The sequence below is a fragment of the Streptomyces capoamus genome, from assembly GCF_014654935.1.
In the GTDB taxonomy this organism is placed as follows: domain Bacteria; phylum Actinomycetota; class Actinomycetes; order Streptomycetales; family Streptomycetaceae; genus Streptomyces; species Streptomyces capoamus.
Genome location: NZ_BNBF01000005.1, coordinates 20,240 through 36,549, shown reverse-complemented (window position 1 = coordinate 36,549; position 16,310 = coordinate 20,240). Strand labels below are relative to the sequence as shown.

Sequence of the window (16,310 nt, the reverse complement as noted above, 5' to 3'; positions counted from 1 at the left end):
AGCAGCGCCTCATCGTCGGCGATCCTGGCGTCGCCCTGATGACGAGCCAGGCGACCCACAGCATCAACTGCGGGTGCCGACTGCGCTCGCTCAGTCCCCGGGCGATCTCGATCACGCGCGCCTCGTTCCGGAACACGGCCCGTGCGTGCCGGCCGGCGAGGAGCGTGGTGTAGCGGTTCAGCAGGACGGCCAGGGGGACGCCGACCAGGGGGATGCCGATCTTGATGACGTTGCGCTGCAGGAGGCTCTTCCCGACGACGGGGAGTGCCTTCCCAACGGTGAGTACCGATCCTGAGTAGAAGCGCTTGACCAATGGCCGCACGAGGGCCGGGACCGCCTTGGCGACGCCTTCGCGGGCAGCTTCCCCGCTCTTGATGGTGAAGGCCACGCGGATGAGCTTCCACAGGTCCTCGGGGTCGTGCACGTCGAGCGGGACCCGGTAGAGGACGGAGACGTCGTAGGCCAGGCGAAGCTGGAGCTGGGTGAGGAACGCGACGTCGACCATCATGGTCGCCACGGCGGCGGGGACGGTGGCCGGTGAGGCACCGCCGAGGCTCCCGATGGTGGCGGCGACGGTCGCCGTGTAGGCCCCGGCGGAGAGCCCTCCTTCGAGCGCGGCGTACCGGGCCGCCATCTTGATCCGCTGATCCACGACGGCGTCCGCGGGCACACCCGCGTACCGGTCCTGGAAGTACTGCCAGTCCACCTTCTCGGTGTACGAGTTCATGGCATGGGCGGCGAGCTTGGTGAACCAGTTGCCCGACTTGATGTCGTCCGCGCTCAGGCCCTTGACGAAGTCCTTGATCTCGGCCTGTTCCTGCTCGACGACCTTCCGGTCGACGGCGTCATCGGCTTCGTCGGTGCCGGTGCCGGTGCCGGTGCCGGTGCCGGTGCCGGTGCCGGTGCCGGTGTCGGTGTCGGTGGCGTGCGTCGGCGCGTCTGTCATGGCGCGTTCCCCCAGGCTCTTCCGCGGCCGGCTGAGCCGCTCCGTCCTCGCCTTGCGGCGCAACCTTAGCGTGTCGTCACGTGACCGGTGTCACGACGGAACACGCGGGCCCGGGTGTCCGGTCGGGCGCTGTACAGGCCGGTGTGGCGGGCTCGGCGCAGGAGCGCGGCGAGCAACCTCCGCTGTACGTAGGAAAGTTGCGGTTGCCCTCCCGTGCAGGGGTTGACGCGGGCGGAGTTGGGTGCCCGGGTGAAAACCGGTACCCCGACGGCTGGCCGTCTCCCTAGACTCGCCACGTACCGCGCGCCGCACACCGCACCACGGCGGCGCGCTCCATGAGCCGTGACGATCGAGGGGAGCCGGGCCGTGCGTGACCGTACCGCCGTCGTCGTTCCCCCCGCGCGGACCGAGGTGATCCTGGTGTCCTCGCCCGTCCGGTGCCCGCTGCGCGGCCGGCACCGGATGCCCGTGACGCCCCGCTGACACCCCGGCCGCCCGGCACCCGCCCGGCCGCCGCCGTACCGTCCGCCGCCGGGCACACGGGGAATCGCGCCGCCCTCTTCCAGGACCACTTCCCGAAAGGCACCGGGCCGTGCGCACTCACATCGACACCCTCGCCGCCGTCCGCAACCTCGGCATCCTCGCCCACGTCGACGCCGGCAAGACCACCGTCACCGAGCGGATCCTGTACGCGACGGGCACCACCCACAAGCGGGGTGAGGTGCACGACGGCACCACCGTCACCGACTTCGACCCGCAGGAACGCGACCGTGGCATCACCATCTTCGCCGCCGCCGTCAGCTGCGCCTGGGCCGGCCACCGCATCACCCTGATCGACACCCCCGGCCACGTCGACTTCGCGGACGAGGTCGAGCGGTCGCTGCGGGTCCTGGACGGCGCGGTCGCCGTGTTCGACGCCGTCGCCGGCGTGGAACCGCAGAGCGAGTCGGTGTGGCGGCAGGCCGACCGGCACGGGGTCCCGCGGATCGCGTTCGTCAACAAGTTGGACCGCGCGGGCGCCGACCTGGACCGGGCCGTCGCGTCCATCCGGGAGCGGCTGCACCCGGCGCCGCTGGTCGTCCAGTTGCCGATCGGTGCCGAGGACGGCTTCACCGGTGTCGTGGACCTGGTGCGGATGCGGTCCCTGGTGTGGGGCGACGGCGAGGGCCCGGCGGCGGAAGGCGCGGTGCCCGAGGCGCTCCGGGAGCAGGCGGTACGACGGCGGCGCGTGCTGGAGGAGGCGGTCGCGGAGCGGCATCCGGCCGCCCTGGAGGAGTTCTGCGACCGCGGGGCCCTCTCCGCCCCCGCCCTCGCCGCCGCCCTGCGAGACCTCACCCGCACCGGTGACGGCGTGGTCGTGCTGTGCGGCTCCGCCTACCGCAACCGCGGCATCGAACCGCTGCTGGACGCGGTGGTGGCCTATCTGCCGTCGCCGCTGGACGTACCCGCCGTGCGAGGAGCCGGCGACGATGCCGGGCAACGGCGCGCCGCCGATCCCGACGCGCCGTTCGCGGCGCTGGTGTTCAAGGTGAACGCGAGTGCCACCGGACGGCTGGCCCACGTCCGCGTCTACTCCGGCACCCTGGCGAAGGGGGACACCGTGCGGGACCCGGGCAGCGGGCGCACCGAGCGGGTGGCGCGGATCCTGCGGGTCATGGCGGACCGGCACGTCCAACTGGACCGGGCGGTCGCCGGCGACATCGTCGCGCTCGCCGGCGTGAAGGCGGCCCGGGCCGGTGCCACGCTGTGCGACCCCGGCGCCCCCTTGCTGCTGGAACCGCCGGTGGCCGCGGAACCCGTGGTGTCCGTCGCGGTCGAGGCGCGGCGCGGCACGGACACCGGGCGGCTCGCGGCGGCGCTCGCCCGGCTCGCCGAGGAGGATCCCTCGCTGGTGGTGCGCACCGACGCCGAGACCGGGCAGACCGTCCTGTCGGGCATGGGCGAGCTCCACCTGGAGGTCGCAGTGGAGAAGATCCGCCGCGACGGCGGGCCGGAGGTCACCGTGGGGCGCCCGAGGGTGGCGTTCCGGGAGACCGTCGTCGGCGGCGTCGGCGGGTTCGTGTTCCGGCACGTCAAACAGGACGGCGGCGCGGGGCAGTTCGCGCATGTCGTCCTAGACGTGGAGCCGCTCGGCCCCGAAGTCGGGGACACCGGCTTCGCGTTCCGGTCCGCCGTGGTCGGCGGGCGGGTGCCGCAGGAGTACGTGCGCGCGGTGGAGGCCGGCTGCCGGGACGCGCTCGCCGAGGGGCCGCTCGGCGGGCACCCGGTGACCGGGTTGCGCGTCACGCTCACCGACGGCTCCACCCATGTGCGGGACTCCTCGGACGCGGCCTTCCGCACCGCCGGCCGGCTCGGGCTCCGGGAGGCCCTGCGGGCGTGCACCACGGCGCTGCTCGAACCCGTCGCCGAGGTCACGGTGACCGTACCGGAGGACGCGGTCGGCGGGGTGCTCGGGGACCTGGCCGCCCGCCGTGGGCGGGTCGGCGGCACGCGGACCCGCGGCGGTGCGGCCGTGGTGACCGCGACCGTGCCGCTGGCCGAACTGTTCGGGTACGCCACCCGGTTGCGCAGCCGCACCCAGGGCCGGGGCGCCTTCACCACCCGGCCCGCAGGCTACGCCCCGGCCCCGGCACCGACGCCGGCACCGATGCCGGCGCCGACACGGGCACCGGTCCGGTAGGGGACAGGCCCCGGTCCCCGGCGCCGGCCCGCACCGCACAGGGTGCGGGCCGGCGCCGCGAGCCGCGGGGCGGCACGGCGAGTGCCACCGGACGGCACCGCGAACCGGGGCCGACACGGTGAGTGGTACCGGCCGGCACCGCCTTGCCCGGGCTCGCACCGCCGATCCGTGGCCGGCACGGACCCGGCGCGGCCGGCGCCGCGCCCCGGGCGGCCCCCCTGCCGAACACGCTGAAGATCTCAAAGATCGGTCCTCCCCTGCCGAATCCCTTGACGATCGCCCTCGCGACGGGTTAACTCACGTCCTAAATTAAGTCATGAGTGCAATCCCCGAAGGGACACCGGGAGCATGCGCAGCATCCGAGCCGCGGCCGTAGGCGCCGTCACCCTGTCTCTCGCCCTCGCGGCCACGGCCTGCGGAGGCGGAACGTCCACCGGCGGGTCCGACGACTCGCCGAAGACACTGACGTACTGGGCCTCCAACCAGGGTGCCAGTGTCGCCGTGGACAAGAAGGTCCTCCAGCCGGAGCTCGACAAGTTCGAGAAGCAGACCGGCATCAAGGTGAAACTGGAGGTCGTTCCCTGGTCGGACCTGCTCAACCGGATCCTGACCGCGACCACCTCGGGCCAGGGCCCGGACGTGCTGAACATCGGCAACACCTGGAGCGCCTCGCTGCAGGCGACCGGCGCGCTGCTGCCGTGGGACCAGCAGAACTTCGCGAAGATAGGCGGCCGGGACCGCTTCGTGGAAGCCGCGCTCGGCTCGACGGGCGTGCAGGGCAAGGACCCGGCGGCGGTGCCGCTCTACTCGATGGCGTACGCCCTGTACTACAACAAGAAGATCTTCGCCGACGCCGGGATCAGCAAGCCGCCCGCCACCTGGGACGAGCTGATCGCCGACGGCAGGAAGATCAAGGCCCGGGGCAAGTCCGTGCTCGGCGCCGAGGGGGCGAACCTCTCGGAGAACATCCACCACGTCTTCGTCTTCGCCAAGCAGCACGGCGCCGACTTCTTCGCCGCCGACGGCAAGCCCGACTTCACCAGCCCCAAGGTCGTGGAGGCGGTGAAGAGTTACGTCGATCTGATGGCCAAGGACAAGGTGATCCCGCCCGGTGACGCCGAGTACGCGCAGAACCAGTCCGTCAGCGACTTCGCCAAGGGCAAGCAGGCGATGCTGCTGTGGCAGTCCGCCGCCGCCAACCTCAAGTCCCAGGGCATGAGCGAGGACGCGTACGGCATCGCCCCCGTACCGGTCCGCTCCGGCACCCCCGGCCAGGGCAGCCAGGTCAACTCCATGGTCGCCGGCATCAACATCGCCGTCTTCAAGAACACCCACAACCTCGACGGCGCGCGGAAGTTCGTGAAGTTCATGACCTCCGACGCCGAACAGAAGATCCTCAACACGGCCTACAGCACCGTCCCGCCGGTCGCGTCCGCCCAGCAGGACCCGGCGTTCGGCGCCCCCGACACCGCGGTGCTGAAGAACACCCTCGCCACGAGCGCCGCCGCGCTGCCGCAGGTGCCGTCCGAGTCCCAGTTCGAGACGACGGTCGGTACGGCGGTCAAGGAACTGTTCGCCGACGCCGCCGCCGGACGCGCCGTGACCACCGACTCGGTCAAGGCGAAGCTGGAGAAGGCCCAGCAGCAGATGCCGGCGGCCTGACCACCATGACGACCACCGCACTGAAGGAACCGGTGCGCGAGACCTCCCCCGGCGCGGCGCGCGCACCACGCCGCCGCCCCGGGCGGATCCGCCGCCTCTCCCTGCCGTACCTGCTGCTCCTGCCCGCGCTGCTCCTCGAACTGCTGGTGCATCTGGTGCCGATGGCGATCGGCATCGTGATGAGCTTCAAGGAACTCACCCAGTTCTACATCCGCGACTGGGGCACCGCCCCCTGGAGCGGCCTCGACAACTACCGGGTGTCGGTGGACTTCGACGCCCCCGTCGGCAAGGCGCTGCTGCAGTCCTTCGGCGTCACCGTCGGCTTCACCCTGCTGTCGGTCGCCCTGTGCTGGCTGATCGGCACGGCCGCCGCGGTCTTCATGCAGGACACCTTCCGCGGGCGCGGCCTGCTGCGCGCACTGTTCCTGGTGCCGTACGCGCTGCCCGTCTACACGGCCGTCATCACCTGGGTGTTCATGTTCCAGCACGACAACGGCCTGGTGAACCACGTGCTGCACGACCAGCTGCACCTCACCGGCGAGCCGTCGTTCTGGCTCATCGGCGACAACAGCTTCTACGCCCTGCTGACCGTGTCGGTGTGGAAGGGCTGGCCGTTCGCGTTCCTCATCGTGACGGCCGGGCTGCAGAACATCCCCCGGGAACTGTACGAGGCCGCCGCGCTGGACGGCGCCGGGACGTGGCAGCAGATCCGCCGCATCACCCTGCCGTCGCTGCGCCCGGTCAACCAGGTGCTGGTCCTGGTGCTGTTCCTGTGGACCTTCAACGACTTCAACACCCCGTTCGTGCTGTTCGGCAGGGCCGCTCCCGAGGCCGCCGACCTCATCTCCGTGCACATCTACCAAGCCTCCTTCGTCACCTGGAACTTCGGCACCGGTTCGGCCATGTCCGTGCTGCTGCTGCTCTTCCTGCTGGTCGTGACCGGCGGCTACCTGCTGCTAACCTCGCGCGGACGGAGGACCTCCGATGCCTGACTCCCCGATGGCGCCGCCGCGTTCCTTCCTTTGGTCGCGGCGCGTGTTCCTGGCCCTGCTCGCCGCCTTCGTGCTCACCCCGGTGTACGTGATGGTGTCCAGCTCGCTGAAGCCGCTCGCCGACGTCACCGGCCGGTTCCGCTGGCTGCCCAGCGAGCTGACGATCCGCCCGTACATCGACATCTGGTCCACGGTGCCGCTCGCCGACTACTTCGTGAACTCGCTGATCGTGGCGGGCGCGGCGACCGTGTGCTCGGTGGTCGTCGCGGTGTTCGCGGCGTACGCCGTCAGCCGCCACGAGTTCCGTGGCAAGCGCGTCTTCACGGTGACCGTGCTGTCGACGCAGATGCTGCCGGGCATCCTGTTCCTGCTCCCGCTGTTCCTGATGTACGTCAACATCGGCAACGCCACCGGCATCGCCCTGTTCGGCTCCCGTGGCGGGCTGATCCTGACGTACCTCACGTTCTCCCTGCCGTTCTCGATCTGGATGCTGATCGGCTACTTCGACTCGGTGCCGCGCGACCTGGACGAGGCGGCACTGGTGGACGGCTGCGGCCCGCTCGGTGCCCTGTTCCGGGTCGTCGTGCCGGCCGCGGTCCCCGGCATCGTCGCGGTCGCCGTCTACGCGTTCATGACGGCCTGGGGCGAGGTGCTGTTCGCGTCGGTCATGACCAACGACACCACTCGCACCCTCGCCGTCGGCCTCCAGGGCTACTCCACCCTCAACGACGTCTACTGGAACCAGATCATGGCCGCCTCGCTGGTCGTCAGCGTGCCCGTGGTGGCCGGCTTCCTGTTGCTGCAGCGCTATCTCGTCGCGGGTCTGACGGCAGGCGCCGTCAAGTGAACCGCACCCCTGATCCCGAAGGGACTCCCGTGTCCGAACCCATCGACCTCGCCGCCCTCCCGCACGACTTCCTGTGGGGCACGGCCACAGCGGCGTACCAGATCGAGGGAGCCGTCGCCGAGGACGGCCGCGCGCCCTCGATCTGGGACACCTTCTCCCACACCCCGGGGAAGACCGCGAACGGCGACCACGGCGACGTCGCCTGCGACCACTACCACCGCTGGCGCGAGGACATCGGGCTGATGCGGCAACTCGGCGTCGACGCCTACCGGATGTCCGTCGCCTGGCCCCGCGTGATCCCCGACGGGACCGGCCCGGTCAATCCCAAGGGCCTGGCCTTCTACGACGAGTTGGTCGACGCGCTGCTGGAGGCGGGCATCACGCCGTCCGTCACCCTCTACCACTGGGACCTGCCGCAGGCGCTCCAGGACCGCGGCGGCTGGCCGCAACGGGACACCGCCCTCGCGTTCGCCGAGTACGCCTCCGTCGTCGCCGGACGCCTCGGTGACCGCGTCACCCTCTGGGCCACCCTCAACGAACCCTCGTGCTCGGCCTGGATCGGCCACCTGGAGGGCACGATGGCCCCCGGCTGGAGCGACCTCACCGCCGCCGTCCGCGCCTCCTGCCACCTGCTCCTCGGCCACGGCCTCGCCACCCAGGCCGTCCGGGCCGCCGCACCGGGCGCGCAGATCGGCATCGTCAACAACCTGTCCACCGTGCACCCCGCCTCCGACCGCCCCGAGGACCGGGCGGCGGCCCGCCGGCACGACGGCCATGTCAACCGCTGGTGGCTCGACCCGGTGCACGGCCGCGGCTTCCCCGCCGACATGGTGGAGACGTACGGCGTCGACCTTCCCCTCGACGAGGCGGACTTGGCGACCATCGCCGCCCCGCTCGACTGGCTGGGCCTGAACTACTACTTCCCGGCGTACGTCGCCGACGACCCCGACGGGCCCGCGCCGTACGCCCGTTCCGTCCGCCGCGCGGGCGTCCCGCGCACCGGCATGGACTGGGAGATCGACGCGTCCGGCATCGAGACGCTGCTGCTCCGGCTCACCGAGGAGTACGGCGCCCGGCGGATCTACGTCACCGAGAACGGCTCCGCCTTCCCGGACGTGGTCCGCCCCGACGGCAGCGTCGACGACCCGGAGCGGCGGGACTACCTGGAACGCCACCTCGCCGCCTGCGCGTCCGCCGCCCGCAAGGGGGCCCCGCTGGCCGGCTACTTCGCCTGGTCCCTGCTGGACAACTTCGAGTGGGCGTACGGCTACGACAAGCGCTTCGGCCTGGTCCACGTCGACTACCGCACCCAGGTCCGCACCATCAAGGGCAGCGGCCACCGGTACGCGGACATCGTCCGCGTCCACCGCGGCCAGAGCCGCCGGGCCGCCTGAGCCCGGCCCGGAGGGCCGGTGGACACGTACGGGGAGTCCGTGTCCACCGGCCGGCACACCTCAATCACCTGTCATGTACATGACAAAAACGGAGCAAGCGCACCGCCCCCCCACTAGGAGAGCCGCATGCCCACCCGCATCCGCCGCACCCTGCTCGCCACCCTCACCGCCACGGCCCTGTGGTCCTCGGGCCCGCTCCTGGCCGCCCCCGCCCCCGCCTCCGCGGCCCCCGCTGCCGCCGCCTGGGACACCGACCGGGCGGCCCGTACCCGGGCGGCGGCACCGCCGGCCAGTGGCACACCTACGCGGTCGAATGGACCCCGACGGCGATGCGCTTCCTCGTCGACGACCGCCCGGTCCAGGAGACGACCCGCAACAAGCTGGAGTCCACCCGCGGCCAATGGGTCTACGACCGCAACCAGTACCTCATCCTCAACCTCGCCCTGGGCGGCGCGTACCCCGCCGGCTGGAACAAGGCCACCACCCCCTACTGGGGCCTGCCCCAGCCCAGCGTCGACAACATCGCCGCAGGGGGAGTACAGGCCGAGATCGACTGGGTGAGGGTGGAACAGAAGGGCTGACCCGGGCGCGCGCCGTCACCCACGCCCTCCTGATCACCGGCCGGGACCGGACGCTACGGTGAACCGGAGCATCAGGGAGGTGAGCGGCTGTGGCCGCGCAGAAGGACCCGCAGCAGGAACGGCAGCGCCGGGGCGCGCGCATACAGTCCCGGATCCGCGGACTGCTCCTCGGCCTGGCCCTCGGCGAAACGCTCGGCGCGGCCCGGGGCGCGCCGCCGGAGGCCGGGCCGCTGCGGGCCGGCGTCAGCACCCAGCTGGCCTGCTTCACCGCCGAGGGCGTCATCCGCGCGATGGTGCGCGGCCAGCACAAGGGCATCTGCCATCCACCCGGTGTCGTCCTGCACGCCTACTGCCGGTGGGCGGCCCTCCAGGGCATCGAGGCCGGCCGGATGCGGCGCCGCTGGGCCTCCCACCAGGCCGACCGGGTCTGGCCGGACGGCTGGCTCGCCGGCGTGCCCGCGCTGGCCGAGCGGCGCGGCAGCGCCCCGGCCACGGTGCAGGCCCTGTCCCGGATCGAGAACCCGCACAGCGTGATCGCCACGCCGAGCCGGGGCTGCCACGCGCTGACCCGCACCCTCCCGGTGGCCGTCGCCGGACCCGGCTGGTCCCGCCAGGCCGGGGAGTTCGCGGCGCTCACCCACGGCGACGAGGCCGCGCAGTCAGCGGCCGTCCAGGCGGCCGTTCTGCTGCACCACTGCCTGACCGCGCCCCTGCCGGACACGCCCGGCGACCCCGCCGACCGCATCACCCGGCAGGCCCTGTCGGCTGGGATCGCCGCGCTCCCCGACGGACGCGGCCGGGGCTCCGGCGAGGAGCACGAGCGGCTGTCGACGGCACTGCGGTACGCCGTCGACCGGCCCGCCGAGCTCGCCGTGCTGGCGCTCCTCGCCCCGGACGCGACCGCACCCGCGGCGCTCCTGGGCGGCCTCTACGCGGCCGCCTCCTTCCCCGCCCGCGGCCAACTCGAAGCCGCGCTCCGCTTCGCCGCGAACGCGCCCGACGGCGACTCCGTGGCCTGTGTGACCGGCGCGCTGCTCGGCGCGGTGCACGGCGCGGAGGCCCTTCCCACCCCCCTGCTGAGCCGGCACGAGCTGGCCTGGGTGCTCGACACCCTGGCCCGCGACCTGACCGCCCAGCTCGAGGACTCGCCGAGCGGCAGCGAGTACATCAAGGGCTGGGACCCGTACTGGTGGGACCGCTACCCGGGCTGGTGAGCCGCGGCTCCTCCGGGGCGCGTCAACTTCACTGCTCTTCCCACCAATTGACCGCGTGATCGCCGAAATCTTCATGTACGACAAGTGGTGCACACCGGACGTGACGCAGATGTGCCCCGGCCGTCGTTGCTAAGTTGCCAGGCACCGGATCGTCCGCAAGGGGGAAGGAGATCTCCTGCCATGGCATGGGACGAGTGGGAGCAGCTCAAGGCCCGGGCGGCCGGGCAGCGGGAGACCCGCACGCGCATCGATCACGTGCCGCCGGATGGCGGGGGTGGCGGAGGTGGCGCGGACCTGGTGGTGCGCCAGGACGACCTGGGCGAGGTGGGCCGCGAGGCCAACGTCCTCTATGACGACGTCAAGGGTCAGGCGGACATCGCCGCTGCGGGGTCGGGTAATGGCTCGACCGGCTCGACCATGCAGGCCGCCGCCGCTTTGAAGTCGCACGGGTTCCAGACCGGCAGCGCCCTGGAGACGACGGTCGCGATGTGGACCTCGCAGGTCGAGGCCGTCCTGCAGGCATGTGCCCACATCTCCGATCACCTGGACTTCACCCGGAAGCGGCACGCGGAGGACGACGCCAAGATCGGTGCCGTGCTCCGTGGCCGTGACGGCTCGGCCACGTCCGTGTCGCAGCTCGACGAGTACTTCAAGTAGGTGACCCGCTGATGGCTCTCACTTTCACGGACCTCGTCGAGGTGGACCTCGGCAAGCTCGCGAACGCCGTGTCGGACTGGAAGAAGGCCGTCGGCGGCCTGAAGAAGTCGGCGGAGAGTGCTCGTTCGGGCCTGCAGAGGAAATCGGACTCCGCGCGGTGGGCGGGCGTGAACGCCACGGTGACGAGGGAGTTCGTGGCGAAGACGGCCAAGGAGATCTCCGACCTCCACACCGAGGCCGACAGCATCTATCAGGTCCTCGAAGACGGACACACTCAGCTCGAGTCGCTGCAGAAGCAGATGAAGACCGCGGTCCACGGCGATGCCGCGGAACTCGGTATCCGTGTCGAGGACATCGGCGGCGGCAGGGCCCGCTGCTTCTTCCCCCACGTGCGCGGGGACAGCGACGAGCGCACGCAGGACCAGCTGGACCAGAGGCAGGAACTGGAGGACCGGATCAACCGGATCCTCGCCCATGCCGCCGAGATCGATGCCTCGGTCGCTCGCGCACTCGCCAGAAGCCATGGCAGCGATCCCCACGACGCGGGCCACAGCAGGTACGCATCCCTCAACGACGCCGAGGCCGAGCACGCCGTCGAACTGGCACGCAAGGGCGACAAGATGTCCGACGCGGAGCTGCGCGAGCTCAACGAACTCCTGCGCTTCAACGCGGGCGAACAGGACGGCGAGTTCGCCACCGAGTTCTACCAGGGACTCGGCGACCCGGAGAAGACGCTCCAGTTCTACGCCGCTATGTCGATCGACGGCACCAGCGGCGATGCGAGCAGGACCCGGCTCGACGCGGTACAGGACCTGCAGAAGTACATGGGCTACACGCTCGCCAACGCCACGGACCCGGACCACGCGCACCACCTGCCCGACGACTGGGGCGCGCAGTTCCGGCGCCTGGGCACCCAGCAGATCGGCTGGGAGCGGGGCCAGTGGAACAAGCCGTACGGCTACCAGGTCCTCGGCGGCTTACTGCGCTACGGCACCTACGACCCCCGGTTCATCAACCCCATCGCGGAACACATCACCCAGCTCCACAAGAAGGACCCGTACTTCTTCCTGTCGAACAAGCCGGCGGGGAATCCGGACACGTACGGCTTCAATCCCTCGGGCAAGCTGGGCTCGGGTAACGACCCGTTGAACAGCGTCCTGGAGTCGTTGGGCCACAGTCCGGAGGCCGCGACGAAGTTCTTCACCGGAACGCCGACGGCGTACAACGAGGACGGCACGGTGAAGAAGGGTGTTGACCCCGGCTTCACCTCGTACCTCGACCTGTTCACCGACAAGGACTTCGAGTGGACTGTCGATACGAACGCGACCAACGTCCTGGCCGACGAGGACAAGAGCAAGGCGGCCCTGACCTTCGGTCCGCAGGCCCTCGGGCACGCCTTGGAGGCGGCGACCACCGGCCGCCCGTACGACAGCGATGCCTCCGCCGACGCGGTCAAGCACACCGAGGCGCAGTCGCAGTTGGTCAGTGACATCGTCAACAAGTTCGGAGGCGCCCCGGAACTCATCCGGCACAACGAGAACGGAGATCTGGACGGCGAGGAGAGTGGTCCCCTGTACGGTCTGCGTGGAAGCCTCGGTGACATCACCGCGGAATACATGGGGGACTTCCAGCGGACCATGTACGACGAAGAGCCCAGCAGTGACCTGTTCCCGACGTTCGGCGCCCCGGCCGACCTCGAAGCGAACAACGTTGCGCGCTTCCTCGGCGAGGTGGGGCAGGACCCTGACGCCTATTCCTCGATCACCACGGCGCAGCAGGCCTACACGGCCGATGTCGTGGACCACGTCATCAACGGCCCGTCCCATTCGACGGCGTCGCTGGACGGGCGGGTGGGCGCAGCCGTCGCCCCCGGTTCGGCGATCGCCGGCATCATGAGCGATGCCCGGGCCCATGCGATCTACCAGTACCACACTGCTTCCGACACGGAGTTCAACGAGGCCGCAGCCGAGAAGCAGAAGTGGGTGAATCGTATTCTGGGTATGGGTCTGGAAAAGGTCGGTGAGCGCGTGCCCATCGCCGGGGCTCCTCTCGAATGGGCCTCGGAAGACATCCAGGAATCCATCATGAAGAGCATCGAGCAGGACACCTCGGACGAGGCGGAGACGGAAGCGGGAGAGGAGTACGGAAACGGCCGTAAGACGGCTGTGGATTCCGCCAGAGCCGCCGTCGATCACGCTCTGGTGAACAACAACGGCATCGACCCCGATACTGCCGACGATCTCAGGAGAGCCGCGCGCACATCAGCCGGCCACAGCCACTCCGACGGCGCCCAGTGGAAATCGGAGAGTAGCAAGCATTGAGATTCCCCTCGCGCATCCTGCTCGGTAGCCTGTTTCTCATCGCCACGGTCACGATGGTCGGCTGCTCTTCGGAGGCCCCCGAGCAGCAGTTCGCAGTTCCTAAGTCCCTCTGCGGGGTGACCGTCCCGACCGATGCGCTCTCGCAGCTCCTGCCCACGTCCGGTGAACGACTCACCGTGGAGCGGGATGGAAGTCTCGACGACGGCTCCGCGCTGTGCGATGTCAGGGTCGACGACAACATGGTGCTGCAAGTGAGCGGAGAACGTATCGACGCCGGCGATTCGGCGCGGCACATCCTGCGCAGCCGACTCCGGATCCAAGAACAGAAGTCTGCGCAGGGCAACGCTGTCGCTTACGCCGACCAAGCCGCCGTGTCGCTGATCAAGTGCCGTGGTGCCTATGTCGAGGAGGACATCAGCACCCTTGTCAAAGTGCTGAAGCCCGCCCGACCGGATGAAGCTGCCATGAAGGAGTTGATTCAGGGATACACGGCTTCGCTGAAGAAGCAGCAACCGTGCAAGCGGGCGGCGTCCTGAATGGGGTGTCTTCGACCCGGGCGGAGCCGTACACGAGGAAGGCACCCGGTACCTGCAAGGTGTACGGCGGCGGCGAGGCCGTGAGGATCGAACACAGCCTCTACTTCGAGGACGACTAGCTCGGTTGACCGTCTCGTGCTGCATGGCGTCCGGCACCGGCGGGATGCCCCCCCGGGAAAGCAGTTCGCGCAGGGGGACGGGGCGCGCTACCGGCCGTGGAGGAGCGGTGTGCCATTGCCCGGCACCGGTCCGGACAGGTCCGGGTCGCCGAATTCCGTGCGTAGGGCGTGGAACGCGGTGACCTTGTCCTCGCCGAAGCGGCGGATGTAGGTGGCGTACTCGTCCGGGGTGAGGTACGTCGACGGGCGGGACTTGCTGTGGAACTTGTCGGCGTACATCACCAGTCGCTCCTCCTCCGTCACCGCCAGGTAGTCGGCGGGGGGCAGCGGGAGGTTCTGGGTCAGGATGTCGTGCCGGGTGAGGCCGACCCCGGTGTGGTGGGAGCAGAACCGGCGCAGCGGCTCGGGGTGGCCCTCCTGTGCCAGGAGCTCGTCGCCGAGCAGCCCGTGCCGGATGTACTGCGCGTGGTCCAGCCGTCCGTCGGCGTCGTAGAGGCGGTAGACGCCGATGTCGTGCAGGAGGCAGCCGGCGCGGACCAGGTCGGCGTCGAGGTGGGCCAGGTGCGGGGCGGACAGGAGCTGCTCGGCGATGCTCCAGACGATCTCGCAGTGGGTGTGGACGAGGGCGAACGCCTCGGCGGTGGGCGCGTACTTCTCGTGCAGCGCGCGGATCTCGTCGGGTCCCGGAATGTGCATCCGGCGAGCGTAACAACCCCGCGGGGTGGCGGTTCCGTCATCCGATGGAGCACTCCTTCACGCTGAGCGGCTTCGTGCTGCCGGCCGGCCGGCTGCACAGCACTTCCGACTCCGAGACGCCCTGCGGGGTCCTGCGTACCCGTTTGAGGACGATGCTGTGGCCGTGCCGTTCGCCGTACAGGGGCGCGTCGGTGAAGTCGATCGTTCCGGTGGCCATCCCGTCGAGCTTCACGCCCCTGAGGTTGACCCAGGTCGCCGCGCGGCTCTGGCGCACGTCGCCGAGGCTGGCCGCCCAGTACAGCGCACGCGTGGCGTCGTGGGCCAGGGCCGTCTGGCCGCTGGCGAAACCGGGCGCGTCGTAGGTGACGTGCTTGCCCTTGAGCCAGGGGAGGTACGTGGCGGCGTCCTCGTAGAAGGCGGTCGAGGACGCGGCCTCCTTCAGTTCGGCCAGGGCGGCGTGGTACAGGGTGATCCGCGGGGCCACGCCGTCACGGCCGCCCGTGCCGGAGAACCTGGCCTTGCTCAGGTCGTCGCCGGTGAGGATGGAGATCTCCCGGCTCGCGCAGCCCGGTTCGGTGCCCAGCTGGGTCATCAGCGGACCGATGTCCTCGACCCGCCCGGCGAAGTAGATCACCGAGGGGACCGTACGGCCCCGGCAGATCTCCTGCGCGTGCAGGCGCAGCTCCGGCTTGCCGTTCGCCACCCGGTAGGTTCGCTCGGGCAGCATCCGGAAGTGCTCCCGGCGGAGCATCCTCCCGCCGTAGAGCGCCTGTTCGCTGGTGTAGCGGTCCTGCGAGTCCTTGGTGTCGCGGGCGAGCACCAGCGCGTACGGGTCCTTCTCCCGGGCGCGCAGCTGCCGGGCGACGAGGCCGAGCGCTTGGGCCTGGTGCTCGTCGGGCGCCGCGAGGCTGAACCAGTTGGAGAACTCCTTCGGCAGGTAGGTCGCCGAGTTGGTGCCGGAGACGATGGGCAGCCCGGCCGCCTGGAGGCGCCGCGTGACGTCCAGGCTGCTCTGCAGGTCCCGGCCGAAGCCGACCACGCCGACGACGGTCGGGTCCCGGTCGGCGTACGCCGCGATCGCGTCCGCCGTCACCCGCTGCTGCCCCATGTCCACGCCCCCGTTGGCGAGCAGCACCCGGAGTTTCACCGTGTAGTTCTCGTTGACCACACGCTGGGCGAGGTACACGCCGGCCAGCTCCTCGGCGCCCTTGACCAGGGAGGAGTCCGTCGTGGAGGAGCTGAGCGGCCCCGCGTACACCACGGTGACGTACGTGCCGCGGTGGTGGCGCAGCACGTCGGCGTTCTCGGCGCGCACCAGGTCCTCCAGCTCGCGCAGCCTGCGGCCCTCCTCGTCGGCCCCGCCCGGCAGGTAGGCGGCGAACCGGGTGTCCCCGGTGGCTATGCCGACGCATTCCGTGCCACCGCCGGGCGCGGGGCGCCGTACGGTGTCGCGGTCGGCGCTGAGCATCCCCGCCGAGCAGTACGTGCGGTGCAGTTCCAGGAAGTGGACGATCCCCGCGGTCCCGGCGAGGACGAGGACGAGGAACAGGGTGTACGCCGACCACACCACGCGCGCCAGGGGCGGCCGGTGCCTGGCCCGCACGCACCGCCAGTCCGCCTGCCGCAGCGGCACCAGCTCCGCGCGGGGCAGCGGCACCCTGAGCA

Annotated in this window: 12 protein-coding genes and 1 pseudogene; 10 read left to right on the top strand and 3 right to left on the bottom strand. The window is 70.7% G+C overall.

Annotation, left to right across the window (positions count from 1 at the left end):
- On the bottom strand, positions 1–946 hold a 946-nt coding region (locus IE312_RS39435), incomplete at its 3' end, for a hypothetical protein (RefSeq protein ID WP_229899456.1).
- Positions 947–1,538: 592 nt separating this feature from the next.
- Here IE312_RS39435 and fusA point away from each other — a divergent pair.
- From fusA to IE312_RS09920, 10 genes and pseudogenes are all read left to right on the top strand, one after another.
- On the top strand, positions 1,539–3,626 hold the full coding sequence (gene fusA / locus IE312_RS09965; RefSeq protein WP_189980406.1) for an elongation factor G: 2,088 nt from the start codon (positions 1,539–1,541) through the stop codon (positions 3,624–3,626).
- A gap of 348 nt (positions 3,627–3,974) precedes the next feature.
- Positions 3,975–5,288 carry an ABC transporter substrate-binding protein gene (locus IE312_RS09960; RefSeq protein WP_189980404.1) on the top strand — a complete coding sequence of 438 codons (1,314 nt, stop codon included), beginning with the start codon at positions 3,975–3,977 and terminating at the stop codon, positions 5,286–5,288.
- Between the two features lie 5 nt (positions 5,289–5,293).
- The gene (locus tag IE312_RS09955; protein WP_189980402.1) at positions 5,294–6,280 is read left to right on the top strand and encodes a carbohydrate ABC transporter permease; all 987 of its coding nucleotides are present in this window, start codon (positions 5,294–5,296) and stop codon (positions 6,278–6,280) included.
- Between the two features lie 7 nt (positions 6,281–6,287).
- Entirely contained in the window at positions 6,288–7,127 is an 840-nt protein-coding gene (locus tag IE312_RS09950; RefSeq protein ID WP_189980826.1) for a carbohydrate ABC transporter permease, read from the top strand.
- Positions 7,128–7,156: 29 nt separating this feature from the next.
- Positions 7,157–8,521, top strand: coding sequence for a GH1 family beta-glucosidase (locus IE312_RS09945; RefSeq protein WP_189980400.1), 1,365 nt, complete (start codon positions 7,157–7,159; stop codon positions 8,519–8,521).
- 266 nt (positions 8,522–8,787) lie between these two features.
- Positions 8,788–9,102, top strand: a pseudogene (locus IE312_RS09940) (glycoside hydrolase family 16 protein); the annotation flags it as partial.
- An 89-nt stretch (positions 9,103–9,191) separates the two neighbouring features.
- The gene (locus tag IE312_RS09935; RefSeq protein WP_189980398.1) at positions 9,192–10,316 is read left to right on the top strand and encodes an ADP-ribosylglycohydrolase family protein; all 1,125 of its coding nucleotides are present in this window, start codon (positions 9,192–9,194) and stop codon (positions 10,314–10,316) included.
- 180 nt (positions 10,317–10,496) lie between these two features.
- Positions 10,497–10,973: a hypothetical protein gene (locus IE312_RS09930; protein WP_189980396.1), complete on the top strand. Its 477-nt coding sequence runs from the start codon at positions 10,497–10,499 to the stop codon at positions 10,971–10,973.
- 167 nt (positions 10,974–11,140) lie between these two features.
- A complete protein-coding gene (locus IE312_RS09925) occupies positions 11,141–13,294 on the top strand; it encodes a DUF6571 family protein (RefSeq protein ID WP_229899454.1) in 2,154 nt (717 codons plus the stop codon).
- Positions 13,291–13,830, top strand: a complete 540-nt coding sequence (locus IE312_RS09920) for a hypothetical protein (protein WP_229899452.1) — start codon at positions 13,291–13,293, stop codon at positions 13,828–13,830. The genes IE312_RS09925 and IE312_RS09920 overlap by 4 nt, the downstream gene beginning before the upstream one ends.
- Positions 13,831–14,036: 206 nt before the next feature.
- On the opposite strand, the gene IE312_RS09915 is transcribed toward IE312_RS09920, so the two are convergent.
- Positions 14,037–14,645: an HD domain-containing protein gene (locus IE312_RS09915; protein ID WP_189980392.1), complete on the bottom strand. Its 609-nt coding sequence runs from the start codon at positions 14,643–14,645 to the stop codon at positions 14,037–14,039.
- Positions 14,646–14,682: 37 nt separating this feature from the next.
- Positions 14,683–16,310, bottom strand: a 1,628-nt coding sequence (locus IE312_RS39430; protein WP_502266966.1) for a type 1 periplasmic-binding domain-containing protein, incomplete at its 5' end; no start/stop codon positions are given.

Coding starts and splice junctions, on each gene's coding strand:
- IE312_RS09930 (WP_189980396.1), top strand. CDS start 10,497: ATGGCATGGGACGAGTGGGAGCAGCTCAAGGCCCGGGCGGCCGGGCAG.
- IE312_RS09955 (WP_189980402.1), top strand. CDS start 5,294: ATGACGACCACCGCACTGAAGGAACCGGTGCGCGAGACCTCCCCCGGC.
- IE312_RS09915 (WP_189980392.1), bottom strand. CDS start 14,645: ATGCACATTCCGGGACCCGACGAGATCCGCGCGCTGCACGAGAAGTAC.
- IE312_RS09960 (WP_189980404.1), top strand. CDS start 3,975: ATGCGCAGCATCCGAGCCGCGGCCGTAGGCGCCGTCACCCTGTCTCTC.
- IE312_RS09950 (WP_189980826.1), top strand. CDS start 6,288: ATGGCGCCGCCGCGTTCCTTCCTTTGGTCGCGGCGCGTGTTCCTGGCC.